Source organism: Calothrix sp. PCC 7507, assembly GCF_000316575.1.
Taxonomy (GTDB): domain Bacteria; phylum Cyanobacteriota; class Cyanobacteriia; order Cyanobacteriales; family Nostocaceae; genus Fortiea.
Window position 1 is genome coordinate 5,538,581 of record NC_019682.1, and the last position, 23,920, is coordinate 5,562,500.

The following is a 23,920-nucleotide window of genomic DNA, read 5'->3' on the forward strand; positions in this document are numbered from 1 at the left end:
ACCACTATATTTTTTGGTAAAAACTACTATAATTAAATACACAAGCCAAACACTTGCAACTTTAAGCAACCCCTAAGCCGAACCGTGTTTAAGACTGCACTTGCTCAACGCAACGAAGCCCATCCGGGTGTTCTACCAGTAGATTTATTTGCTGCCATTGAGAGTCTCAAAAAAGAACTCAATGCGGTTATTTTAGCCCATTACTATCAAGAGCCGGATATTCAGGATATCGCTGACTTTATTGGCGATTCATTGCAACTGGCAAAAGCCGCCGCCAAGACGAATGCAGATGTGATTGTCTTTGCTGGTGTCCACTTTATGGCAGAGACAGCCAAAATCCTCAATCCGGATAAATTGGTACTGTTACCAGATTTGAATGCTGGTTGTTCTTTAGCAGACAGTTGTCCAGCAGAGGCGTTTGCAGCTTTTAAAGCCGCACATCCCAATCATCTGGTGGTTTCTTACATCAACTGCTCTGCTGATATTAAAGCGATGAGCGATATTATCTGCACTAGTTCCAATGCTGTGAAAATTGTGCAGCAAATCCCCCCAGACCAGCCGATTATTTTTGCTCCAGACCGGAATTTGGGACGGTATGTCATGGAACAGACAGGGCGAAATTTAGTTCTGTGGGATGGTAGCTGTGTTGTCCATGAAACCTTTTCGGAAAAGAAAATAGTACAGTTAAAAATTACACATCCCCAAGCAGAGGCGATCGCTCACCCAGAATGCGAAACTAGTGTATTGCGCCATGCCAGCTACATAGGCTCTACAGCCGCTTTACTCAAATATTGTCAAAATAGCCCCACACAAGAATTTATCGTGGCTACAGAGGCTGGGATCATTCACCAAATGCAAAAACTCGCTCCTCACAAGCGCTTTATTCCTGCTCCACCACAAAATAACTGTGCTTGCAATGAATGTCCTTTTATGAGGTTAAATACCTTAGAAAAACTCTACTGGGCAATGAAAAACCGCACTCCGGAAATCACTATGTCTGAAGATATTCGGATTGCAGCACTGCGTCCAATGGAAAGGATGTTAGAAATGAGTGTCTAGCTAGTGCATGTCATTAACCACTAGATTTAGATGATTTGTAGAGGCGCGAAAATAGACTTCGTTAACGCGTCTCTACCAAATTTCTCTGGTCTGGAGATATTGTATTCGTGCCATTAAAGCTCGGTTTTGGGAGTTCTGAGCTTGAATAACGGAATTTTTGCTAAAATTAGTTACATAAGTTAATATTGCATTTCCAGTTTGGGCACACATTTGAGCATGACTCCTAGACAGACTGTTCTGCAATCAAATGAAGAACCAGTCACTCGATTATTTTCTCACCTTGAATTTGATGGCAAGCAACTAAGTCATCAACCAGGTAGTGTTTTAGGGAGCATTGCACTTGTTGCTGGTACGACAATTGGTGCTGGTATTTTAGCGTTACCTGCGGTTACTGTCTCATCTGGTGTTGTACCGTCTACAGTTTTGATGATTGGTGCTTGGGTTTATGCTTTAGTCGCAGGTTTGTTGATTGCAGAAGCAACTGTGAACACCATGCGTCTGATTGGGCGTGCCAATGTCAATATATTGGCAATGGTTGAGAACAGCTTGGGGTGTTTTGGTGCGAGAATCGCTGGTGGTGCTTATTTGTTTTTGCAATACTCCCTGCTGATAGCATACATCGCTAAAGGTGGAGAGATTTTAGGATCAGCGATCGCTAAAGTATTGGGTGTACAGAATGTTTTACCAGGGTGGGTGGGAGCAGCAACTTTCACGCTCTTATTTGGTGGCATCATGTATCTTGGGCGCAAAAGGTTTATAGAGAAACTCAACAGCGCTTTTGTCGCCATTGTGATGGTGTCATTTTTGGGATTGTTATTAGTAGCAGCAGGACAAGTTAAGAGTACACAGTTTCTACTGCAAAATTGGAGTACTCTGGGCAGTGCTATCTCAGTGATATTTGTGGCGCTGTTTTATCATAATGTTGTACCTGTGGTTGTGAATCAACTAGAAGGCGATCGCCTAAAAATTCGTCAATCTCTGGTGATCGGTTCCGTAATTCCCTTAATCATGTTTCTGGCGTGGAATGCGGTGATATTGGGTAGCACCAGTCCTGAGATGATCCAGAAAACCCTCAATGGTCAAGCTATTTTTGACCCCCTACAAATTCTCAGTGCAGGTGGTGCGGGTGAATGGCTAGCATTACTAGTATCTGTGTTTTCAGAGTTTGCGATCGTCACTTCATTCATTGGACTGATGTACGGGTTGTTGGATTTCTTCCAAGAGATTTCCCTACTAACACAGAGTAAATCTTCTCGCCGTCTGCCACTTTATTCAATAATTCTTTTACCCTCTATGAGTTTTGGCGCACTCAATCCCAGTATTTTTTTTACTGCGCTAGATTATGCTGGAACTTTTAGTGTTTCTATTTTAGGAGGAATCATCCCCGCGTTGATGACTTGGAAACAACGGGAACAGCAGCAATTATCAAATGGCATTAATCAACCGTTTGTTCCTGGTGGTAAGCTCACATTAATTATGATGATTGGAGTTGCTTTAACCACGATAGTAAAAGAAATTCTATCCAGGTGTGGACTCTAATCCCTCGACTCCGCTACTTCCGCTACACTCAGTACAAGTTGGGAAAAGTCAGTACAAGTAACTGATTAACGTGAATCTATTTTGGAGACTCGTTCCTCTAATTTATTAACTTGCTGCTTCAATTCAATTACCAAAGTCGCCAGTCTATCAAACATACGCTCGCGCTCTTGCTGTGATAAATTCCGTCTAGGACTAAGCGATGGTGCTGCTCCATTCCCTGGAGATGGAGACGGACGGCCTTGATTGAGTTGTGCTTCTATTCGGCTGAGTCGCGACTCGAAACGATTCAAATCAGCTTCCAAGTTGTTAATGCGAGATTCTACTTGCTGTGATGAAGCAGAATTCGACAATAATCCTAGCCAAATCATGATTGCTAAAAACCCAGCTAACAATAATCTGCTAAACATTTCATCTACTTATTTGAGGAAATAAAAACTGTGTTTCTATTTCTCCTAATTTTTTCCTAGTTATTATTTATCAGGTTGTAAGTTAGAAAATAGCTGCTTCCAATCGCTTGATTCGGCACTATTTTCTCCCGCCTTCACTTCAAATGTAAGGTTAGACGCTTCCGGTTGTTGTAGTGCTTGCACACAAATTTCTGCAACATCTTCACGGCTGACTTTGCCCCTAATATTATCTCCTTGCTCTAATATTAATTCCTTCCCACCTGATTCTTCTGTTAACGCACAAGGTCTAATAATGGTGTAAGGAATCTCACTAGCTCTTAAACTATCCTCTCCTTGCAATTTCCAAGTTAAAATTCCGCCTAATTGGTCATTTAATCTTACCGCTGGGGGTTCTTCATCTAAATTAATTCCAGGTCGTCCAGGACGAGTGACCCCTGCGGAACTCACAAGCACAAACTGTGGTAAAGTTTCTCCACCATAAACTTTCATAGATTCCACTTGCAAAGTAAAACCACCAGGTGAAAATTTGGGATTTAAAGCCCCATCATATTCAAATTTGCTCAACATTAGTTGGAAAGAGCAAACTTTATTGGTGTCAATGGCTGGAGCATCTTTAACAATTTTTGCCCGAAACACGGGAATTAAATCGGCAAAAGGAATGCGAACATTTATCCACGTATTAGCCACAGTGTCAAAAGAGTAGCTGTAACCTAGTCCATCCCATTTAGTATCTGTCCGCAGAAAGAGTTTATAACGTTGTCCGTCACCTTTAACGCGCAGTTCTACACCTTCATAACCAGATAAATCGAAGGTTGGATCAAAATTCCTAGTTCTGACAGAAGCAAATCCTCCAGAGTTAGCTGTGGAAACATTGCCAGTAAACAAAGCTGTATTTTCTACGAAGACGATGTTGCTAGCACTCACACCTCCCATCACCACATCATCTACAGCACCCCAAACATTTTTTAATTCTGTTGATGGGTTGGTGAAATCAAATATCAGTTTTTCATTTGATTTAGATAAATATTTTGCTGCTGCTTCTACCAAGTTTTTCACACCTTGATATTCGACATTCTCAGGTGTATCACCAACTATTTCCGGTTGATAAAATTTGACACCTTGATAGTATTTAGCTCTATCTGCTGTATCGCCCTCTACTGGTTGTACACGCACTGCTGTGCAACATATTACAGCTTGAATATTTGCCAGAACTACAGGAGTTAAAGTGTCTGATTTAGTGATATCCGCAACTACCAAGTCAACATCATTACCGAGAATTGCCCTGGCTCTGTCAATGTCTCGCACCAGACATCGCACTTGATCGCCCCGTTCTTTTAATCGTTTCACTACACGTTTACCGACACCACCTGTCGCACCCGCTACTAATATTACACCCACATTTCTTCCTCCAATGGGTCGTTTTTCGTTATCCTGGGGACGACCTTGGATTAACTGTTGTACCCAGTTAAGAAAAGGAATTACCTCGAAGTAGGTAAGGGTTTCGATGAACCTGCCTAAGTCCCATTGAGAACGATTTTTGTCAGTCACAATTGCGTCCCCATAACTATCTTTAGTCTAGCTCAATCAGATCATAAAGGACAAGCTGATAAAGTTTAAACGATGAAGTCTAAAGTATGAAGTCTGAAATCAAGAAATTTATATATTAAGGGTGATTTGTAATGGGTACTTTATTTCCTCTGACCTGTGGAAAATTTATGGTTTTGCTGGGCGATGGCTAGAATACACTTAAATGGTAATTTGCCATGCGAAATTTGATCAATAAAGTTAGAATAATTAGTAACTTAGTAATAGTTTCAGATAAAACTTTATTTATGAGTCAACTAGAACAAGCCCAATCTGAGTACCAAGGTTTCTTAGAAGAGTTTAAGAGCATTATTATTAGTACGGTTAGCGAGCAGGGATTACCAAACGCCAGTTATGCTCCTTTTGTTAAGGATGAGTTAAAAAATATTTATATTTATGTCAGCGGTCTTTCAACTCATACCAAAAATATCTATGCTAATCCTCATGTGAGTGTGTTGTTGATCGAAGATGAATCTCAAAGTAATCAAGTTTTTGCCCGCCGCCGTTTGAATTTTGATTGTACAGCAACTCTCATAGAACGCGAAACTGAAGAGTGGAATAAAATTGTTGAGCAATTCCAAGAGCGTTTTGGGCAAATTATTGAGGTTTTACGTGATTTAAATGACTTTCGGATTTTTCAGCTAACGCCTTATGAAGGTCGTTTTGTGATTGGGTTCGGGGCAGCCTATCATATCAGCGGTAATAACTTAGATCAACTTGTGCAGATTACAGGAGAGACAAAAGGATGAAGTCAGCGGATGTGCGTCTAATATCCTTTGTAAATACGTTTGACCAACTTTTGTATTTTATACTATAGCCTTCGTCAAGTAATTTTATGCTACAGTTTCAACCTCCTGGCTTTGGGCATAAAGTAATTCATACCTCCTTGGGGGCAATGGTATATTATACGCAAACAAACGCACCTTGGGCGGTATCTATTGCTGAAACTGAAGATTTACCCCCGCTACTATTCCTCCACAACTTTGGTGGTGGAGCATCTGCATATGAATGGTCGAAAGTTTATCCAGCATTTGCCTCTACTCACCGCGTGTTAGCCCCAGATTTAATTGGTTGGGGAGAATCGGCTCATCCAGTTTGGGATTATCAAATTAGGGACTATCTCAACACGATCGCCGAATTTATCATGCAAACTTGTCATCAACCCGTCACAGTGGTAGCTTCTTCTCTGACGGCGGCTTTAACTATTCGCCTGGCTATTAAACAACCAGACTTATTCCAAAAACTGTTGCTGATTTGTCCTTCCGGGTTTGATGACTTTGGACAGGGTGCTGGACGGAGATTACCATTACCAATCATCAACGCGCCACTATTAGATAATTTAATTTATGCCCTTGGTGCGGAAAATGAATTTGCAGTACGCAACTTTCTGCAAAGTTTTCTGTTTGCCAAACCAGAACGTGTCTCTCAAGAGATGGTGGATGCTTATTTAACCTCTGCACAACAACCAAATGCTAAGTTTGCTGCTTTAGCATTTTTGCGGGGTGATCTTTATTTTGATCTGAGTTTGTATATTCAGCAATTGCGAATTCCCACTATGATTTTTTGGGGCGAACAAGCACAATTTACCAGCATCAAACTAGGGCGACGCTTGGCAAATTCCAATATACATGCAATTCGAGATTTTTATGCGATCGCAGATGCTGGAGTGCTACCTCATTTAGAAGTGCCAGAAGTGGTGATTGGTCTGTTACAACAGTATTTAAAGTAATACACTGAGCCTGAATCTATTTAAATTCCACTAAACGCTCTTGGGCAGATTTGAGGGCATTTTTAGCTGAAGACTTACCCAACAATGCTGACTCAATTGCTCTACCAAGACTGTCAGAAAGACGACTATATCCAGCAATAATAGGTCGAGCATATGCTACAGATATCTGCTCCAAAAACATTTTCAACTCGGGTTTTGTCACCACAAATTCCTGATAAGCTTTGCTTTCGGTTGATTTGAGGTTGACTGGTAAAAAACCAGTACCGATACTCCATTCTGTTTGGAATTCTGCACTCAAAACATACTCTAAAAATTTCAGTGCGGCTTTTTCTCTGGCTGGTGTCGTTTTCATCACAAACAGATTTCCTGTACCTGTAACTGTAGCCGGGCGCGCATTTGCAGGTATGGGAAATACGTCATAATCAACGTTAGACTTTGTGATATAAGTCCAAGGGCCTGTGATTTGCATAGCCACACGTCCACTGAGAAAAGCATCCTCCTCATAGCCCCGCTCTGGCGGAGAAAGCATTGCTGAACCATCTTTTAAGAGATTTTCCCATAGTTCTAGAGCAGCGATCGCTCCAGGGTTGGTCAAATTTGGTTGATTATTTGTTACTACCTCTCCCCCAGCGCTCAATAAAAAAGGAAACCAGCTAAAAACCGTCCATTCTCCTTTACCTAATGGTAGTAATATTCCATACTGTTCTGGTCGGCGATCGCCATTGCGATCTATAGTCAGTTTTTTGGCAACTTGCCTTAATTCTTCCCAACTCTTGGGCGTTTCAGTAATTCCCGCTGCTTTAAAAAGCTTAGGTCTGTAAAAAATGCCAATATTACTGGTATAAAGTGGGACTGACCATAAATGACCGTCTAATTTTAATTCATCAAACAAATTGGGGTTGACTTCCGACTTCAAGGGGAATTTTTCCAACCAATCATCTAAAGGTCGAATGGCTCCTAATTCTACAAATTGACCTGTAACTTGAGGGTAGAATGACAAAATATCTGGAGATGCATTACCAACGACAGCTGCTAATATTTTTGGTAATTGTTGGTCTAGTCCACCAGCAAAGATAGATTCCACCTGGATGTCTGAATGAGTCTGATTAAATTTATTGACCAGTTTTTGAAAAACATCTCGATTTGTCGGCGGATTAATCCCTTGCCAGAGAGTTAGATGAATTACTCCATTGTCTTTTTGTGTGACTCCCTGACAACTAGATAAAAACAGACACAAGCTGAAGATAATGGGGATTAGTAAACCCCGTTTCAAAGCAGCGGATAATTGGCGGAAAAAATTTTTGATGGGGAATAAGAAAAGGTAAATTTTCATGGCAAGTAGTTAGCCAGATGTGGAAATTTCTTCTAAAAAACTTTTAGTAACACTGGTTTCTGCTCTGGTATAAAGATAGGTTTGTGGCGCACTAATTTTTTGTGTTTTGCAGATTTTTTCTGCCCGCTCCCACAAATCTGTATCCTCGCCATAAGCAAAGTGCTTAAATCCTTGTAACTCAAAAAATACATGTCTTTTGCCAAAAAATGTTGGGCCTAAAACACATTCTCGCAGATTAATTGTTTGACCAGGGTTAAAATAATCTACGACCCAAATCTCTTCTTCACTGGCGAACCCACCTTCAATTAAGTCGATTTCTGGATTAGCTCTCATGTATTCCAGCCGTGATTCTAAGTGATGTGGCTTGTAGGTATCATCGCTATCGAGAAATGTAATGTATTTGCCGAAAGATGCCTGAATACCTGCATTTTTAGCGTAACATTGCTTCTTATTCTGATGTTTTAAATAACGGATGTTGTTGAATTTTTGAATGTAAGGATTGACAATTTCAAAAGTATTGTCTTTGCTGCCATCATCAACTATAATCAATTCCCAATCTTTAAAAGTTTGATTGATAACGCTATTAATGCCATTATCCAAGTATTTCGCTCGGTTGTAGGTGCAGACGACAACTGAGATTTCGGGAATTAAGTCAAAAATTACACTACTCATTGATTAATCATTATTATATTTTGCTAAAAATTAGACTAGCACAACTCATAAAAACTAGTTGAAATCAACAAAATAGAATCTGAGGATAATTTCCCAAAGTAAGAGATGTCGGGAGCAGCTCACTTTCGCAAATATAGCTTCATATTCTTCGCTTCACTAGGTTGCGCTCAGAATGACAAGAGTGTTTTTACGAAAGTGAGATACTCCTAGAGATGTCAACGTATACCAATAGTTAAATAGAATAACATCGTTTGCATAGTATCATAAGGAAGTTTGGGTTAATTTAAGCAAAATCACTTATGGCAACATTCCCCACGCCGCCTTTCTTAGACCAATATTTACAAGATTCATTTATCTTGAAGGCGCATCTACAAGAGTTTCTACATTTAGATTCAGAAACACTAGAGACAAAATTAGAAGCGCAGCACCGAGAGATAGCAGATTTAGGTCATAAAGATTTTGATTGGGAACAGGCGACTGCTTTTTATAGTGATAAGGTAGGTGATCTCTACCTCTTTGAATTGGGTGCGTGGCATCTAGCCAGTCGTGACTATATTGGGGATACATTGCGCTTGATTGCGGATCATGCCCAAGGTAGAGTGTTAGATTTTGGTGGTGGTATTGGAACACATACGATTGGTGCTGCTCTTTGTCCACAAGTTGAACAGGTAATCTATTGTGATATTAATCCAATTAATCGTGATTTTGTGCAGTATCGAGCCGAGCAAATGGGGTTAAGCAAAAAAATCCTGTTTTGTCTGGAGGTGCCACCAAATGAGACATTTGAAACAATCTTGGCTTTTGATGTTTTAGAACATTTACCAAACCCAAGTCAAAAGTTACTAAATTTCTACGAGATGCTAAAACCTGAAGGTAAGATGATCCTTAATTGGTATTTCTTTAAGGGTTTTAATCAAGAGTACCCCATTCATTTAGATGATCCTCAAGTAATAGAAACCTTCTTCCGCAAACTTCAGAGTAACTTTTTAGAGGTTTTTCACCCGTATCATATAACGGCTCGTTGCTACCGGAAGTGGAATTGAATTCGACTCAATTCTGTGCGTATTTACAGTAGGAATGAGGATTTTTATAAACTAGCGTGAGTGTCATACCAGGGTTCCTTGATGTTTAGCGTCTCTAAGAGCATTTTTCCTAGAGGATATCGGTAAATAATTCCATTTACTCCGAAGATTTTATAATTCCAAAAAATGCTTTTGTAAACATTGATTGCAGCACTATCTGCAAGCCAAGTACCTGGTGTTTCTTCGCCAAAAAGTCCGCTAGCACCATATTCAAAATGATGTGGGATGTATTTACCTTCTCGTGCGGGTGAGGGACAGACCTGTTTAGGTATCTGCGATTGGTTGATGACTTTGAATTTCTGATAACCTAGTTTTTGCAATAAGACAAATTCTTGAAGTAACTCATTCCAAGAAGTCTTGGTTGATTCTATGGACAAAAACTGTGGTTTAGTATCAAACTGCTGTAATGCTTCTATGCACAATAAATCAGCACCTTCAATATCTACTTTGAGATAGTAGGGAATGCCAAACTGTTCCAAAATAGTTTCAAATCTGCGCCCTTCTACAGTCATTTCGATGGAACGCGCCCCGAAAGAGCGTTCTTTCTGAATAGCTGAATCTATTAATGTTGTTCCCCAAAAGCTTCTATCCAAGTTAGCGTAAAAGGTGACTGGTTCATTTTTTGGTGAAACGGCAACATTTAAGAGGGTTAGCTGACCATTTTCTATATATGAATTTAGTCGCTGCTTGGTAGCTTTATAAATGTCAGGATGAGCTTCAATGCCAACGACTTTAAAACCTTTTTTGAGGTAAAATTCTGTATCCTGACCTAGGTGAACACCAACATCAATGATTAAATTTTTATCCATGAATTCTCCATTTACAGAGATGGTGTAATCTCCAAGATTCCCTGCTTTGCATCTAAAGTTACCTCTACACCCACTGGTAAAGCTGCATTCTGGCTACCGTGACCAAAAGGTAAGTCAGAGACAACCGGAATCCCCAAATCATCTAAGCGATCGCGCAAAACTTCTTCTACACTAAAGCTAGGTACATTTGGTGGCGCTTCACAGTGAGTAAAGCTCCCTAGCACAATACCACAGACTTTGGACAAAGCTCCACTCAAACGCCACTGTGTCAACATGCGATCGATGCGGTATGGTGCTTCTGTGATGTCTTCAAATGCCAGAATCACACCATCAAACTCTGGTTGTAATGGTGTACCCAAAAGATGAGTCGCCACCGTCAGATTACCCGGTAGTAAGATGCCCTTCGCGACACCACCACCCCAACCGCAACCTTTGAGAGGGGCTAGGGGGCGACCTTCTATGCAATCAAACAAACGTGCAATTGACCAATCTGGTTCATCGGCGAGGGTGGTTAAGACGGGGCCATGAACACTAGAAATCCCCTGATTATAAAGACTCCACAAGAGGGCGGTGATGTCAGAAAAGCCAATCAACCATTTTGGTAGTGAGGAGTTGGTTTGCCAATGCCAATTTTCTAAAATGCGAGTACTACCAAAACCGCCTCTAGCACAGAGAATACCCCGACAGTCTGTATCTTCCCAGGCTTTAGCTAAGTGAGCGCGACGGGTTTCGTCTTTCCCGGCTAAATATCCCCATTTTTCGTCTATTGTGGGGATTATTTCTAGTTTATAGCCATGCGATCGCCAAATTTCTAGACTGCGATCAAACGCTTCAAATTCTCGCAAAGCACCACTAGGGGCTATTACTCGGAGTAAATCACCTGGTTTGAGGGGCGGCGGTTGAATTTTAGATTTGAAATTTTGGCTTGGGGATGGCATGAAAAAAGTCAGAACTGAGAGTTAGAAATAAAAACTATAACTCATATCAAATTAGAGGAGATAGTTTTTTATGCACAACTAAACCCAATCTAGATCAACGGTTGGTAAGATTATTTTTGGCTATAAGAATGACAAACAAAGTTAATTTGATATCATAACTTATAACCTCGATAAATTTTTATAAAATAATTTGTCAAGGCGATCACTATTAGACTGGGAAATTATCTATTCTAAATACTCTATGAAAAGTCACATTAGTAAAAACTTTACCCTCAGAGGATTGAGAGTTAATCTGCTACTACTTGCAGTTGTGGGAAATTTGGTATACTCATTTAGCGCTAGGGCAGGTTTTAACGGCACTCTCACCGTGGAGATTGATGGATTTAAAAATAAAGAAGGGCAAGTCTGCGCTAGCATCTTTGCCAATAGCCAAGGATTTCCTAACCAGCGCGATCGCGTATTGCAAAGGCAGTGTACCAAAATTACCGACATTCCTGTCAAGATTACCTTTGAGAATTTGCCAGCTAGTAGCTACGCCGTGGCTGTTATGCACGATCAGAATAAAGATTTAATCCTCAACCGTAATAGCCTGGGTATGCCCACCGAAGGCTTTGGTTTTTCCAGAAACCCCGAAGTTACCACCAAACCCCCCAAATTCAGCGAAGCCACATTTTTGTTAGCAGGGCCAAATACTAAGGTCAATGTTCAGTTGAAATATTTATAGGACTAATTTTTATTCTTCTGCTAGATTCTTTTGCTCCGGTACAGTCCGAATTCGATTCATCTGATTGAGAGCGTACCTTGCAGTCGCCTGCACTTCAGTATCAGGGTCTTCTAGTGCATGGCATAAAATCTGGCTAATCTGAGTCATCATATCATAAACGCGAGTCAAATCACGGATGGCATTTTGTCGGACTTGTGGACTTTCATCTTGCATGGAAATTGCTAAAGCCCGATTCATCGGTTTCAGGGTGCGAGTACCAATTTCCCCCACAGCCGCCAAAATTAAGCTGCGTTGTTGAGAATCTACATCCATCATCAAGTCTAACAGTGGTTGAATGGCCCGCGAGTCACCCTGCTGACCTAAATCCCAAATCGCCTTGCGCCGCTGGCTAGGATCGTGACTGTGTAAGTCTTTAATTAATTCGTCAACAATATTGAGTTTAGCCAGACGGGAAGTTTGTCCTGCTGGTAGCAATTTTGTAGAGATAGATGCTGTCATGGGTTGTTGACTGTCCGATGGGATATTTTCCACTGGATTAATTGTGGTATCCAACTTTGATGACGACATCTCTGAGTCTTGATTAGCTGCTGTCTCAGTTTTAGCATCTGAGGTTTGGGGCTGTTGCACTTGTTTAACCCGACCAAACCGTCTCATCAAATAAAGGATAATACCAATACTTCCTAGAAGTCCCAATCCCAATAGTGACCACCAAATAAAGCCTCCCTGGCTTGCTTTCGCTTGAGAAGTAGGCTTAGATGCGGGGGAAGGAGAGGGAATCAATGGAATCTTGGCATCTGTTGCTGCTTGCAGACTTTCTTTAGTCTCCTTACCAGCAATACCATCTGCTACCAAGCCTTTTGCTTTTTGGAATTGGGAGACAGCGATTTGTGTACTTTTACTGTACTGGCCATTGACTGCGCCATTGTAGTATCCTAACTTTTTTAATTGAGTTTGCAGAGTTTGTATATCCTGAATGGGTGGCTGAGGAACCGATGTGGAAATGGTTTGGACAAGTTGTAAGATTTTAGGGTTCCGATTAGGTATCGCTGGATTCGCAGGACTGTGGTACAAACCCAGACAAATACAACAGGTCAAGATAGGAATTGAGGAGTAGCATAGCCTCATATAGGAAGTTTCAGGCGAAAAGTACTTTTTAATTCATCGATACCACGATAACTGCAAGTGGTCTAAAAGTTAACTCTTATCCTAATAAAAAATTTAATGGGGAATGGGGATTGGGCAAAATAGGCAATAGGCAATAGGAATGAGTCAAAGGTTATAGTTACTTCTCCCTTATCCTCCTTATCCCCCTCATCTCCTTATTAGGGCGAAATTTCTGGTTCTGATTCTCTGACAGATATAGTTATGGGGTTAATTTTTTCAGCAATAGATGGTTCTAAAATTTGTTGCTGTTGTGTAGTAGTTTTTTCGCCCGCTAAGGTATCACGCTGGTTGATGAGATAGATGCTGACTAAAGTCAGAGAGACTCCGAACCACTGTAGAGGAGTTAGGACTTCTGAGAGGAAGAGATTACCAAATAGCAGGGCAAAAATGGGAGTAAGAAAGGTGAGAGAACTCAAACTGGTGAGACTACCGCTAGAAGCAAAGTAGAAAAACAATCCATAAGCGATCGCACTACCAAATACTGTGGCATATCCCAAAGCCAAAAAATTAGATGTTGTCAGATTCTGCCACTGCTGAGACTCAAAAACCGATGACATTCCCCACAATGGCAATCCACCTAAAATCATGTGCCATCCCGTAGCCACCACCGGATCAGTATACTTAGTCACAAATCGAATCAACACTGTTCCTACAGCCATTGACAACGCTGCTAACAACATCAACCACTCACCAGAATCTAATAGTTGTTCCCAGCTACCAATGGTAATATCTGCGCCGGAATCGAGAAAATGAAAAATCCACTCGTCCGGTAAGCCAATTAAACTAATACCCAAGACTCCTAATCCTAGTCCTAGCCATCCCCAAAAGCCAATATGTTCTTGGAATAGCCACAACGACAACAAGGCTACAGCTAAGGGTTGAGAGTCAATCATCACCGAACCCAAACCCGCCCCAGTTCTCACTAATCCTTCTGCTAACAGTCCTTGAAACAATGTTCCATCCACTAAGCCAAATAAGGCAATCCACAGCCATGCAGCCCAACCTTGAGGGCTAGGTTTACCCATAATTGCGGCCGCAATCAGAATTAACACCCCAGCCGGTAACAAACGCACCCCCGCCATAAATAGCGGTGTGGTGTGGGGTATTACTCCTTTCATTGCTACCATTGCTGTCCCCCATAAGAAAAAGGGGGCGATTAAAAATATTGTCCCTAGGGGAAATCGAGATGCACTGAGTTTCAGCTGCATGGGTTTGCTGATGCCTTTAGTTAACAGATGTAAAAATTACTTTACCTAATTTTACATAATTCTGTGAACATGCTCCCGTCATCATTTTCGATATCTCTAATTGACCAGCTACTACTAACACATCTTGCATATCTTCAGAATACAGAATACTTGCTCTTGCGGATAGCGCACAGGCAACAATTAAACCATCCCAAAAAGAAAAATTATATCGACTTCTGCGTCAAGTTCGCGTCGATATCCTTCTATATAAAGGTGCGTGATGCTACACCAACGCACCAAGGAGCATCCACTTTTGGCGGCTCGCTCTCAGACTAGTAGTCTGGGGCTATACAAACTAAACCCGTCTTTCCTGCGGAACGTTACGCGAACGCGGGTTTCAGAGAGTCCGCGAAGGCGGACTTCGTTTGTGTAGCCGCGATTTCCAATCGCCCGGTATTTCTTCCAAAAGTGGATGCTCCCAACGCACCATACCTGAGTTTTAAGAAAAGTTGGAAACTGTAGACTTTTCTAGAGTCGCTACTAATTTCACACCAAATTCTGATTCAAATACTTCTTTTTTGTAATCTATACTCCAGAGTTCTAATTCACATTGATCATCAGATTGTGATGGGAAAATTAGTAAATTGCACAGATGAAATTGTGGATAATATTCACACTGCACACGGGCGATCGCGCCAATTTGTCGTCTATCTAAAGCAACTGCCAATCTTAAAATCGCACTCAATTGGCTAACCGTTTGTCGCTGCTGTTTAGTGAGCAAATTACGGAAACTTTCGTGCTTTTTCTTAGGAGGAGATTTACGGTGATAACGTGCTAAATTGGCAATGATTTCTATCTCTGTTTCCGTATAACCGAGTAATTCTCCATTGCGAATTAAATAGTAGGAGTGCTTATGGTGAGATGAATGGTTGATATAGTGACCACAATTATGTAACACCGCAGCCGCCCATAGCAGTTGGCGTTCTTCTCCACCCCAGTAGTGTAGTGAACCTTGTGTTTGATCAAATAAACTGAGGGCAAATGCAGCGACGCGATCGCTATAATCCAAATTAACTTGGTACTTTTTCGCCTGTTTCAGCACACTGCGCTGGCGAATGGAACTTTGAAACCGTAGTTTATCTTCAATTAAACCGTGGGCTAGCATCCAGTCTACAATTACGCCCTCTCTCAGAGAACGCTCACAAGTTGTCACTGACTCCACACCCAAAAGAGTCATAGCTTCCTGTAAAATTACTGCGCCTGCTAGTATAACTTCCGACCGCTTATCTGGCATACCAGGGATCGTAGCCCTTTCGACATTAGTTAATTTTCGTAGGCGATTTACCCAATCCTGCAAGTCTTTGAGACTTAATTGATACCCATTGAGTGTGGAGGGGATAAAACCTAACTTTTCCCGTGCATTAATCAGCGCTAGGGTTTCAATTGTGCCAGAGGTACCTATCAAACGCGGTGTTTGACCAAATTCTAGGTTAGCTGACACTTCTTCTACGGAACGTTCTAACATTCCCCGTGCATAAGCTTGTAAATACTGAAACTGGATGTTGCTAATGGGGTCAGTGGTAATTAACTCACTGGTGAGTCGCACTGCACCGATTTTGGTACTGGTGAGGGTACGCGGTTCATGACTGTCTCCCAAAATGATTTCTGTGGAACCGCCGCCAATATCGATGATTAGGTGAGGCTGGTTGTGAAATTCCATCCCCGACAACACACCTAGGTAGATACGTCGCGCTTCTTCTTGGCCAGAAATCAAGTCAACGCATAAACCTAACTCAACAGCTATTCTATGTAAAAAATCTTTACCATTCGGGGCTTCGCGCACAGCGCTAGTGGCGACAGCCACAACAGTTTCAGCATTCAACGTTTTAGCAATTTCTTGGAAACGTCGCAGGGCAGCGATCGCTTTATCAATAATAGCTGCTTTCAGATGCCCAGTAGCAAGATCGCGATCGCCCAGCCTCACAGTTTCTTTGTCTTTGGCAATAATGCTAAAAGATGGGAGACTTGGGTCAATCCGCACAATCACCATGTGCAGAGAATTCGTTCCCAAGTCAATAGCAGCAATAATCCGGTGTCGCTTAACTGTTTGAGTAGGGAGACTCAAAGAGCTAGCTGAGACTAAATTTAGCATCTACTTTACGCTCTATTAAGGAAGGTATAGTCAGCAATTCAAAATTCACGTCTGGTAGCAAAAATTCTGGCGCTTGTCTGTGTGCAAATTAGAGGCACAAAAGCTTTAAGGCTGGTGTGTCGGGCAATCGGCACTATTGTATGATGCGAAACCACTGTCTTTTCAGGCTTAACAGTCATCATTTAACTGTTAACTGTTCACCCTGCTGCTAACAACCAAAATGACTATTCAGATGTATCCAAAGTTGCTATTTTAGGTTGTGATTTTACAAATAGCAAATAACGATATTCTATAGATGTAAAGATGTGTTAATTCATCTAGCTCAAGTAATTATTTAATTTTTATGTTGAGGACGCCAGAAAACAACCAAGAACCTGTATGGTTCGTAATTATCCGTCTTTTGCGGTGGCATAAACCCGAAGGACGGTTAATTTTGATGATTCCTGCCCTTTGGGCTGTATTTTTGGCGGCTGCTGGTAAACCACCTTTACCCTTAGTAGGTGTGATGATATTGGGTACCCTCGCCACAAGTGCGCTGGGGTGTGTTGTCAATGATTTATGGGACAGAGATATTGATCCAGAAGTCGAAAGAACACGCGATCGCCCCCTCGCTGCCAGGACATTATCTATTAAAGTGGGTATTGCCGTCGCTATTGTGGCACTGGCATGTGCAGCAGTGCTGGCTTTTTATTTAAACACCCTGAGCTTTTGGTTGTCTGTAGCAGCCGTCCCTGTAATTATACTGTATCCCGGTGCCAAGCGGGTATTTCCCATACCTCAACTTGTGCTTTCAATTGCTTGGGGTTTTGCCGTGTTGATTAGCTGGAGTGCAGTCACCAAAGACCTTTCCCAACCCACTTGGTTACTTTGGGGAGCGACTGTATTATGGACATTGGGATTTGATACTGTTTATGCTATGAGCGATCGCGAAGACGATCAACGTATTGGTGTTAATTCCAGCGCCCTATTCTTTGGTGATTATGCCCCTACAGCCATAGCGCTTTTCTTTGCCGGCACAATTATCTTACTGGCTTGGTTAGGTATTTCCATCCATCTCAATATTACCTTTTGGATTAGCCTAGCGATCGCTGCTGTCGGTTGGATTTGGCAATCTTTACGCTTAAAGCAGAGTAATCTACCTAACCCTGCTTACGGTGAAATGTTCCGCCAAAATGTCTGGATTGGTTTTGTTTTACTTGCTGGGATGATTACTGGATCTTGATAAACTTTTGACACAGACTAAGTTCAATTTTTCGGAAAAGTTAAGGGCATTCTCTTCATGAAAATTTTACATTTTCCCCGTATTATCTCGGAAATTGTAAATTTTTTGTGTCAATCTCTCTGAGGTTAGATCCGAAATCCTACGGTTTTAGTCTAGTAGTTGGGTAGATGAATAAAAATCAGACATACCCAATTTGATGAAGCGATCGCATCTGGCTAAAATCGCCATAACACTTTTACTTTCTCTCAGCAGCATTGGTATTGTTGGCGGAGGTTTTTTTCTGAAAAAAGCATTTAGTAATTCCGGTGAACCTGAGATCGTAACTGATACAACCAGATATCATAAAATTCGAGAACAACTTGGTTACAATAACTACCTCATAAAACATTTTCCTGGTGATATTCCTGTCGATGCTAAAGGTGTGCGAATTGCTTACTCTCCAGCCTCATCAATAGGTAATAGTTTTTTTCAAATCAGACTAAAACAGCCACCAGAGAAGATAAAAAAATCACTCTTACAATATCAGAAAATTGCTAAACATCAATACAAAGGTGGTAGCACAAATGACCATGCCAACTCACTTAATGGTGTACCGACAACTTTTTTTTACACTAATGACACAACGGAAGAATCCTTTCCACCCTCATATGAAATATTAGTATTAGATGCCAAGGATAAAGGTAGCCCTGGCTTTAATTGGAGTCATGGTGATAGTTATGGGGTAGCAATTAATAGTTCAGCCTCAGAAATTGTTTATTGGTTTGAAAAGTGGTAATTTTTCATTTGTGAAGAGTCAAGCCCACATTCCACAGATCAGTGTTAAGGAGCTACAGTAGACAAATTATCAACTTCGCCTCACAAAAAACTTACTGAATCCAAAGTTTTAAAGCACCATATCATGTCTGGCTGATTAGTTATGAATCCCGCATCTGTGCAAAAACCTGAAAACTCTTTCTCCCTCTGCTTCCTTGCAGTCTTAATGATAAGTCTTTCCCCTGACACGATATCGTCCCTAGGCTGATATTCATATGACAAAAAGAGTCAGAAGAAACAAGCCTCCTGACTTTTAGCTAAAGCAAAAAATTTTTTAGTTTTTAGTTTTTTTGTGCTATCTGATTTAGCCATTCAATCAGGGGTCTTAAAGTGCCTGGCATTGCAGCCTCACTCACTGTCACCGTATGCTGCTTACCCTGGTCTTCTACTGTCAATTTATACTGAAAGCGATCGCTCTGAGGATTAGAAGAGGTAATTTGTTCAGGTAACTTAAATAAATCAGCAGCTTCCACAAGTCGGGGCATGACATCAGCTTCATTTGGCGGTAGAGTAGCTGTATCAACGGTTGTGGTCTTGATAATGCCAGCAAAGCCGCCCGTGCGCTGAAACGATATCCGCATTTTTTGCTCTCCGTCGTGTTGTCTAGGGCGAGAAATACAAAGACTGGGAGGTTAGTATTATCTCCCAGTTTAGCAATCTCAGCACAACACGGTAAAAATCATGAATTATGAAACTTTGACTTGTTCGCCATCCGGTATTACAACTTCGGAGTAACTCCTACTTTTTGCCAAGCATTTTTCACGGCTTTCTGTTCCTTGCTATCGAGTCCGTAGAGTTCTCCAGCCACTTTGATAGTGATATCAGCAGCATGTCTAAACTCAGACTTGGAGCGTAGGCGATCGCGCAATGCTATGTACCAAATCTTACCAGCTTTCTCCCAAGCGTAGCCGCCGATTTCCACCGCCGCCAGATAAAAAGCATAGTTGGGGATACCTGAGTTGATATGTACCCCAGCATTATCTTCAAAGCCAGTATATTTGTCTTTCACAAATGCTGGTTGGGGGTCTTTACCCAATACTGGGTCATTGTATGCTGTTCCTGGTGCTTTTAGCGATCGGATACCAACACCTTTGACATTTGGTGCCAATAGTCCCTCACCAACAATCCAGTCTGCCTCTGCTGCTGTTTGATTTTTGATCTTCTGTTTTACTAATGAACCGAAGACATCAGAAAAAGATTCATTCAGTGCCCCCGATTCACCATAATATAGTAGACCAGCTTCATATTGAGTGATACCGTGGGTTAATTCATGGGCAATGACATCAACTGACTTAGTGAAGCGTTGAAACAGTTGTCCGTCTCCATCACCATATACCATCTGGTCTCCATTCCAGAAGGCGTTGTCATACTTAACGCCATAATGCACAGTAGAATCTAAACGCAGTCCCTTATCATCAATAGAATTGCGATCGAATACTTCGTGGAATAAGTCATAGGTAGCACCAGCGGCATCATAGGCTTCATTTACAGCCACATCACTGCTAGGAGGACTTCCTTCACTGCGTACCAGTGTACCAGGGAGTTGCTGTCCATTTTTAGCATCATAAATAGTGCGGCGCTTCACACCAGGAGATGGTGCAAACGAAAGGCCACCTATAATATCCCGTCTTCCCCGCAGCTGTGCGGAAACATTGAGTGTGTGAAAAGCCCAACTACGCTGCTCAGGATTGCCATTCACGGCAACATTCTCCAGCATATGTGGCGGAACGATACAACAGATAGAGCATCTGTTATGAACTGGATGCTGACACTGAAACCCAGATGATTTTTGCTTATTTCGAGCCATCCAACATATTCTCCTTTTGAAACTAAGTGATGGCAAACATTGGCTTAAACTTCACTATTTGAAGGTGCAAAGGAACCAATGCAAACGGTGTGTCCCTGGTTTGTCTTTTAAAAAAGCTTCTACCTTATATTTTCAGATAGGTCTGTTGATAGAGGACAATTCTCTTGACTTCTTACTGAAGTTGAGAAATTGGTAAGGAATAAAATTTTCCTTTTTCCTCTTTTCCCACCCTTTGCAAAGAATCGCAAAAGGTCTTTTTTGAGGGTAGTTTGGTATTGGGACATCACATAAAAACACAATACAAACCTGGATTCCGCAAATTTAAACCGAAATCCTTGTCTGTATTCGCACAACCCCCTTTACAGACCCAACGGGTTTATATAATAGTTCCTGTCAAGGGTAAATGTGTAATTTATTACTATTTTTTTACTAGAAACTTTACCAGGATTGCCATTGATTAGGAACAGTGCCATCGAAAATTCTTAACCTATAAACGTTACACCCAGCCACCAAAAACTGCCAAGCCGTAGTATTTCCAAGGAATTGCTACTGTTTCAAATCCAGCTATTGACAGCATTTGCACGTGGGTATCTAAAGTAGCTAGTTGATCTGAATGAGAGTAACCTTGAGTATCAGTAATGCCAACCTCGGCACGAGTTTCTGCGAGTTCTGGTCTTTGTTGGGTTATCCATTCTTCCCGTACCGCCTTGTAAACTTCTGCTAAGGCAGGTAATTCTGGTAGAATAGGGTCTGCATTCCAAAAACAGCCATTGTGCGTGAGACTGTCAGCTACCTGTTGAAATAGCTTGAATTTCATCTCATCTTCAAGATGATGAATCGCCAGAGATGACACAGAAGCATCAAATTCGTTGCCAATTTCAAATTTTTCTGGATTATTTGCCCAATCACCAAAATCTGCTTCAATACCAGTCCAGCGATGTTCATACCCAGATTTTTTGATTTTATCTTGGGCGAACTGCAGCATTCGGGGTGAGTAATCGAGGGCGATAACTTTAGCATCTGGAAATCGTTTGAGTATCTTCAGGGTAAGTTCGCCTGTACCGCAGCCTAATTCTAAAACGCGGTGAGTTGTTGGAGGTAAACAACAAGTTATTACTTCCAGCATCTCATCATACCGGGGTATTAGCTGACGAATACCAGTATCAAAATCAGCAGTGTTGGCAAATACTTCTCCGGGAAATAGCTGTGGCATAGTGCTGGCATTAGGTCTTGTATGGAATTACTTTTAACGTATCATTAGGGGGGTCTGAACATCAGACAGCCTAGCTCAAACAAGATTTTTCAGAATCGACGGAACTGTTCAATCAGTTTCAACAAAAAGAATACCGACAAAATCGCCCTACCTGCTATGGCTAGGACGATTGTTTATGAAGTGGTAATTATGGTTGCTAGAAAAAGCAGAGAAATTATCTTATCAGAGAGAAGAGCGATCGCTCCCTGCACCTCTTTCTAGTATTTTAAATCACTAGCACACTCAAGCTGTTATACCTTTCAGCAATGGGAATCCCAACTTCTCTCGTTGCTCTACATACAATTGAGCTATTTTCCTAGCCAAATGTCGAATTCTCGCAATGTATCGAGTCCTCTCCGTGACTGAGATTACACCTCTCGCATCCAGCAAATTAAACGTATGCGAACACTTAATCACATAATCTAAGCTCGGTAAAACCAATCCTCGCTCTGTTAACTGCGTAGCTTCCTGCTCATACAAATTAAATAGAGTCAGCAGCAACTCTGGATTGGAAGCTTCAAAGTTATATGTACACTGCTCAATTTCTCCCTGTAGATGCACATCACCATATGTAATGTAGTCCGTCCACTGGATTTTAGTAATCGCTTCCACTTCCTGGAGGTACATTGCCAGTCGCTCCAATCCATATGTAATCTCAATTGACACCGGACGACAATCAATACCTCCGCACTGTTGAAAGTAGGTAAATTGAGTAATTTCCATCCCATCCAACCATACTTCCCAGCCAGTACCCCAAGCCCCTACCGTCGCATCTTCCCAGTTATCCTCGACAAATCGGATATCGTGATCTTCGGGCCGAATACCTAAAGCCCTCAAAGAATCAAGATAAATCTCTTGGATATTATCTGGTGAAGGTTTAATCAACACTTGGTACTGATAATAATGTTGAAACCGATTGGGATTTTCCCCGTAGCGCCCATCTGTAGGGCGACGACATGGTTCTACATACGCCACAGCCCACGGTTCAGGTCCCAGCGCTCTCAAAAAAGTATGGGGGTTTTTCGTGCCTGCTCCCTTCTCCATATCGTAAGGTTGGGCAATTAGGCAACCGCGTTGACTGCCAGATATTTCTGCAAGAGACTCGCCCCAAAACTGATGCAATTTAGCTATTACCGACTGAAAATTCACGCTCTACTATTCCTTAGTCAGCACAATCCATACATCATTGTTGCCTACAACTTAGCACTGTGGGCAGTTTTGCAGCGACTTGAAAGAGTTCCAAAATTCTTTTGGAAAAACAGTTGACAGAAATATGGAGGTTCGATATATTGAATAAGTGCCTGAAGCGGAGCGCGAAAGAGCGACGCTGCGAGGAACACCGAACCTTGAAAATATTATAGTTTGAAAGCCAGTATACAACAAGTACCTTGCGTCAGTAAAGAAAATAACCTGACTGAGGTTGAAATCAGTCAAAAGAGCTAAAGAACTACTTACGTTCACAAAACGGAGAGTTTGATCCTGGCTCAGGATGAACGCTGGCGGTATGCTTAACACATGCAAGTCGAACGAAATCTTTAGGGATTGAGTGGCGGACGGGTGAGTAACGCGTGAGAATCTGCCTTCAGGTTGGGGACAACCACTGGAAACGGTGGCTAATACCGAATGTGCCGAGAGGTGAAAGGCTTGCTGCCTGAAGAAGAGCTCGCGTCTGATTAGCTAGTTGGTGGGGTAAGAGCCTACCAAGGCGACGATCAGTAGCTGGTCTGAGAGGATGATCAGCCACACTGGGACTGAGACACGGCCCAGACTCCTACGGGAGGCAGCAGTGGGGAATTTTCCGCAATGGGCGAAAGCCTGACGGAGCAATACCGCGTGAGGGAGGAAGGCTCTTGGGTCGTAAACCTCTTTTCTCAGGGAAGAAAAAAATGACGGTACCTGAGGAATAAGCATCGGCTAACTCCGTGCCAGCAGCCGCGGTAATACGGAGGATGCAAGCGTTATCCGGAATGATTGGGCGTAAAGCGTCCGCAGGTGGCTATGTAAGTCTGCTGTTAAAGAGTGAGGCTCAACCTCATAAAAGCAGTGGAAACTACAAGGCTAGAGTACGTTCGGGGCAGAGGGAATTCCTGGTGTAGCGGTGAAATGCGTAGAGATCAGGAAGAACACCGGTGGCGAAAGCGCTCTGCTAGGCCGTAACTGACACTGAGGGACGAAAGCTAGGGGAGCGAATGGGATTAGATACCCCAGTAGTCCTAGCCGTAAACGATGGATACTAGGCGTGGCTTGTATCGACCCGAGCCGTGCCGTAGCTAACGCGTTAAGTATCCCGCCTGGGGAGTACGCACGCAAGTGTGAAACTCAAAGGAATTGACGGGGGCCCGCACAAGCCGTGGAGTATGTGGTTTAATTCGATGCAACGCGAAGAACCTTACCAAGACTTGACATGTCGCGAATCCTGCTGAAAGGTGGGAGTGCCTTCGGGAGCG

21 protein-coding genes and 1 rRNA gene (1 of these 22 only partly in view) are annotated in these 23,920 nt (G+C 42.1%); 9 read left to right on the forward strand and 13 right to left on the reverse strand.

Going from position 1 to position 23,920, the window contains the following annotated elements:
* The first annotated feature begins 84 nt into the window (after positions 1–84).
* Together nadA and CAL7507_RS23750 are read left to right on the forward strand one after the other, a co-directional pair.
* A complete protein-coding gene (nadA, locus tag CAL7507_RS23745) occupies positions 85–1,059 on the forward strand; it encodes a quinolinate synthase NadA (RefSeq protein WP_015131034.1) in 975 nt (324 codons plus the stop codon).
* Positions 1,060–1,275: 216 nt separating this feature from the next.
* A complete protein-coding gene (locus CAL7507_RS23750) occupies positions 1,276–2,598 on the forward strand; it encodes an amino acid permease (RefSeq protein ID WP_015131036.1) in 1,323 nt (440 codons plus the stop codon).
* A gap of 65 nt (positions 2,599–2,663) precedes the next feature.
* On the opposite strand, the gene CAL7507_RS23755 is transcribed toward CAL7507_RS23750, so the two are convergent.
* Both CAL7507_RS23755 and CAL7507_RS23760 read right to left on the reverse strand, forming a co-directional pair.
* Complete coding sequence (locus CAL7507_RS23755; RefSeq protein ID WP_015131037.1) at positions 2,664–3,005, reverse strand: carbohydrate porin; 342 nt, start codon at positions 3,003–3,005, stop codon at positions 2,664–2,666.
* 63 nt (positions 3,006–3,068) lie between these two features.
* Positions 3,069–4,553 (reverse strand): CIA30 family protein, encoded by a 1,485-nt coding sequence (locus CAL7507_RS23760; RefSeq protein ID WP_015131038.1) that lies wholly within the window; start codon positions 4,551–4,553, stop codon positions 3,069–3,071.
* Positions 4,554–4,837: 284 nt separating this feature from the next.
* Here CAL7507_RS23760 and CAL7507_RS23765 point away from each other — a divergent pair, with 284 nt between their 5' ends.
* Together CAL7507_RS23765 and CAL7507_RS23770 are read left to right on the forward strand one after the other, a co-directional pair.
* A complete protein-coding gene (locus CAL7507_RS23765) occupies positions 4,838–5,338 on the forward strand; it encodes a HugZ family protein (RefSeq protein ID WP_042342427.1) in 501 nt (166 codons plus the stop codon).
* A gap of 86 nt (positions 5,339–5,424) precedes the next feature.
* The gene (locus CAL7507_RS23770) at positions 5,425–6,318 is read left to right on the forward strand and encodes an alpha/beta fold hydrolase (RefSeq protein ID WP_015131040.1); all 894 of its coding nucleotides are present in this window, start codon (positions 5,425–5,427) and stop codon (positions 6,316–6,318) included.
* A gap of 16 nt (positions 6,319–6,334) precedes the next feature.
* Here CAL7507_RS23770 and CAL7507_RS23775 read toward each other — a convergent pair whose 3' ends face one another.
* A complete protein-coding gene (locus tag CAL7507_RS23775) occupies positions 6,335–7,651 on the reverse strand; it encodes an ABC transporter substrate-binding protein (RefSeq protein WP_015131041.1) in 1,317 nt (438 codons plus the stop codon).
* Positions 7,652–7,660: 9 nt separating this feature from the next.
* Positions 7,661–8,323 (reverse strand): glycosyltransferase family 2 protein, encoded by a 663-nt coding sequence (locus CAL7507_RS23780; protein WP_015131042.1) that lies wholly within the window; start codon positions 8,321–8,323, stop codon positions 7,661–7,663.
* Positions 8,324–8,622: 299 nt separating this feature from the next.
* Here CAL7507_RS23780 and CAL7507_RS23785 point away from each other — a divergent pair, with 299 nt between their 5' ends.
* Positions 8,623–9,366 carry a bifunctional 2-polyprenyl-6-hydroxyphenol methylase/3-demethylubiquinol 3-O-methyltransferase UbiG gene (locus tag CAL7507_RS23785; RefSeq protein WP_015131043.1) on the forward strand — a complete coding sequence of 248 codons (744 nt, stop codon included), beginning with the start codon at positions 8,623–8,625 and terminating at the stop codon, positions 9,364–9,366.
* Positions 9,367–9,410: 44 nt separating this feature from the next.
* Here the strand turns inward: CAL7507_RS23785 and CAL7507_RS23790 are convergent, their stop codons facing one another.
* Together CAL7507_RS23790 and CAL7507_RS23795 are read right to left on the reverse strand one after the other, a co-directional pair.
* Positions 9,411–10,214: an FkbM family methyltransferase gene (locus tag CAL7507_RS23790; protein WP_015131044.1), complete on the reverse strand. Its 804-nt coding sequence runs from the start codon at positions 10,212–10,214 to the stop codon at positions 9,411–9,413.
* A gap of 11 nt (positions 10,215–10,225) precedes the next feature.
* Positions 10,226–11,152: an LD-carboxypeptidase gene (locus CAL7507_RS23795; RefSeq protein WP_015131045.1), complete on the reverse strand. Its 927-nt coding sequence runs from the start codon at positions 11,150–11,152 to the stop codon at positions 10,226–10,228.
* A 241-nt stretch (positions 11,153–11,393) separates the two neighbouring features.
* Here CAL7507_RS23795 and CAL7507_RS23800 point away from each other — a divergent pair, with 241 nt between their 5' ends.
* A complete protein-coding gene (locus CAL7507_RS23800; protein WP_015131046.1) occupies positions 11,394–11,876 on the forward strand; it encodes a DUF2141 domain-containing protein in 483 nt (160 codons plus the stop codon).
* A gap of 9 nt (positions 11,877–11,885) precedes the next feature.
* Here CAL7507_RS23800 and CAL7507_RS23805 read toward each other — a convergent pair whose 3' ends face one another.
* From CAL7507_RS23805 to CAL7507_RS23815, 3 genes are all read right to left on the reverse strand, one after another.
* Positions 11,886–13,001: a peptidoglycan-binding protein gene (locus tag CAL7507_RS23805; protein WP_015131047.1), complete on the reverse strand. Its 1,116-nt coding sequence runs from the start codon at positions 12,999–13,001 to the stop codon at positions 11,886–11,888.
* 197 nt (positions 13,002–13,198) lie between these two features.
* Positions 13,199–14,248, reverse strand: coding sequence for a DMT family transporter (locus CAL7507_RS23810; protein ID WP_015131048.1), 1,050 nt, complete (start codon positions 14,246–14,248; stop codon positions 13,199–13,201).
* 478 nt (positions 14,249–14,726) lie between these two features.
* Complete coding sequence (locus tag CAL7507_RS23815) at positions 14,727–16,379, reverse strand: Ppx/GppA phosphatase family protein (RefSeq protein WP_015131049.1); 1,653 nt, start codon at positions 16,377–16,379, stop codon at positions 14,727–14,729.
* Between the two features lie 343 nt (positions 16,380–16,722).
* On the opposite strand from CAL7507_RS23815, the gene CAL7507_RS23820 reads away from it, so the two are divergent.
* The gene (locus tag CAL7507_RS23820; RefSeq protein ID WP_015131050.1) at positions 16,723–17,601 is read left to right on the forward strand and encodes a 4-hydroxybenzoate solanesyltransferase; all 879 of its coding nucleotides are present in this window, start codon (positions 16,723–16,725) and stop codon (positions 17,599–17,601) included.
* Positions 17,602–17,797: 196 nt separating this feature from the next.
* Positions 17,798–18,376, forward strand: coding sequence for a hypothetical protein (locus CAL7507_RS23825; protein WP_015131051.1), 579 nt, complete (start codon positions 17,798–17,800; stop codon positions 18,374–18,376).
* Between the two features lie 319 nt (positions 18,377–18,695).
* Here CAL7507_RS23825 and CAL7507_RS23830 read toward each other — a convergent pair whose 3' ends face one another.
* From CAL7507_RS23830 to glyQ, 4 genes are all read right to left on the reverse strand, one after another.
* Positions 18,696–18,995 carry a protealysin inhibitor emfourin gene (locus CAL7507_RS23830; protein WP_015131052.1) on the reverse strand — a complete coding sequence of 100 codons (300 nt, stop codon included), beginning with the start codon at positions 18,993–18,995 and terminating at the stop codon, positions 18,696–18,698.
* A 137-nt stretch (positions 18,996–19,132) separates the two neighbouring features.
* Positions 19,133–20,221, reverse strand: coding sequence for a M4 family metallopeptidase (locus tag CAL7507_RS23835; protein ID WP_015131053.1), 1,089 nt, complete (start codon positions 20,219–20,221; stop codon positions 19,133–19,135).
* A gap of 496 nt (positions 20,222–20,717) precedes the next feature.
* A complete protein-coding gene (locus tag CAL7507_RS23840; RefSeq protein ID WP_015131054.1) occupies positions 20,718–21,434 on the reverse strand; it encodes a trans-aconitate 2-methyltransferase in 717 nt (238 codons plus the stop codon).
* Positions 21,435–21,716: 282 nt separating this feature from the next.
* Complete coding sequence (gene glyQ, locus CAL7507_RS23845) at positions 21,717–22,622, reverse strand: glycine--tRNA ligase subunit alpha (RefSeq protein ID WP_015131055.1); 906 nt, start codon at positions 22,620–22,622, stop codon at positions 21,717–21,719.
* 312 nt (positions 22,623–22,934) lie between these two features.
* Here glyQ and CAL7507_RS23850 point away from each other — a divergent pair.
* Positions 22,935–23,920, forward strand: a 16S ribosomal RNA gene (locus CAL7507_RS23850); it runs 506 nt beyond the window's last position.

What these genes read in the sequence shown, in the direction of transcription:
- CAL7507_RS23820 (WP_015131050.1), top strand. Translation starts at nt 16,723, where the DNA reads ATGTTGAGGACGCCAGAAAACAACCAAGAACCTGTATGGTTCGTAATT.
- CAL7507_RS23805 (WP_015131047.1), bottom strand. Translation starts at nt 13,001, where the DNA reads ATGAGGCTATGCTACTCCTCAATTCCTATCTTGACCTGTTGTATTTGT.
- CAL7507_RS23775 (WP_015131041.1), bottom strand. Translation starts at nt 7,651, where the DNA reads ATGAAAATTTACCTTTTCTTATTCCCCATCAAAAATTTTTTCCGCCAA.
- CAL7507_RS23825 (WP_015131051.1), top strand. Translation starts at nt 17,798, where the DNA reads ATGAAGCGATCGCATCTGGCTAAAATCGCCATAACACTTTTACTTTCT.
- CAL7507_RS23750 (WP_015131036.1), top strand. Translation starts at nt 1,276, where the DNA reads ATGACTCCTAGACAGACTGTTCTGCAATCAAATGAAGAACCAGTCACT.
- CAL7507_RS23765 (WP_042342427.1), top strand. Translation starts at nt 4,838, where the DNA reads ATGAGTCAACTAGAACAAGCCCAATCTGAGTACCAAGGTTTCTTAGAA.
- CAL7507_RS23800 (WP_015131046.1), top strand. Translation starts at nt 11,394, where the DNA reads ATGAAAAGTCACATTAGTAAAAACTTTACCCTCAGAGGATTGAGAGTT.
- CAL7507_RS23795 (WP_015131045.1), bottom strand. Translation starts at nt 11,152, where the DNA reads ATGCCATCCCCAAGCCAAAATTTCAAATCTAAAATTCAACCGCCGCCC.
- CAL7507_RS23835 (WP_015131053.1), bottom strand. Translation starts at nt 20,221, where the DNA reads ATGGCTCGAAATAAGCAAAAATCATCTGGGTTTCAGTGTCAGCATCCA.
- CAL7507_RS23840 (WP_015131054.1), bottom strand. Translation starts at nt 21,434, where the DNA reads ATGCCACAGCTATTTCCCGGAGAAGTATTTGCCAACACTGCTGATTTT.
- CAL7507_RS23815 (WP_015131049.1), bottom strand. Translation starts at nt 16,379, where the DNA reads ATGCTAAATTTAGTCTCAGCTAGCTCTTTGAGTCTCCCTACTCAAACA.
- CAL7507_RS23785 (WP_015131043.1), top strand. Translation starts at nt 8,623, where the DNA reads ATGGCAACATTCCCCACGCCGCCTTTCTTAGACCAATATTTACAAGAT.
- CAL7507_RS23830 (WP_015131052.1), bottom strand. Translation starts at nt 18,995, where the DNA reads ATGCGGATATCGTTTCAGCGCACGGGCGGCTTTGCTGGCATTATCAAG.
- CAL7507_RS23790 (WP_015131044.1), bottom strand. Translation starts at nt 10,214, where the DNA reads ATGGATAAAAATTTAATCATTGATGTTGGTGTTCACCTAGGTCAGGAT.
- CAL7507_RS23770 (WP_015131040.1), top strand. Translation starts at nt 5,425, where the DNA reads ATGCTACAGTTTCAACCTCCTGGCTTTGGGCATAAAGTAATTCATACC.
- CAL7507_RS23755 (WP_015131037.1), bottom strand. Translation starts at nt 3,005, where the DNA reads ATGTTTAGCAGATTATTGTTAGCTGGGTTTTTAGCAATCATGATTTGG.
- CAL7507_RS23810 (WP_015131048.1), bottom strand. Translation starts at nt 14,248, where the DNA reads ATGCAGCTGAAACTCAGTGCATCTCGATTTCCCCTAGGGACAATATTT.
- CAL7507_RS23780 (WP_015131042.1), bottom strand. Translation starts at nt 8,323, where the DNA reads ATGAGTAGTGTAATTTTTGACTTAATTCCCGAAATCTCAGTTGTCGTC.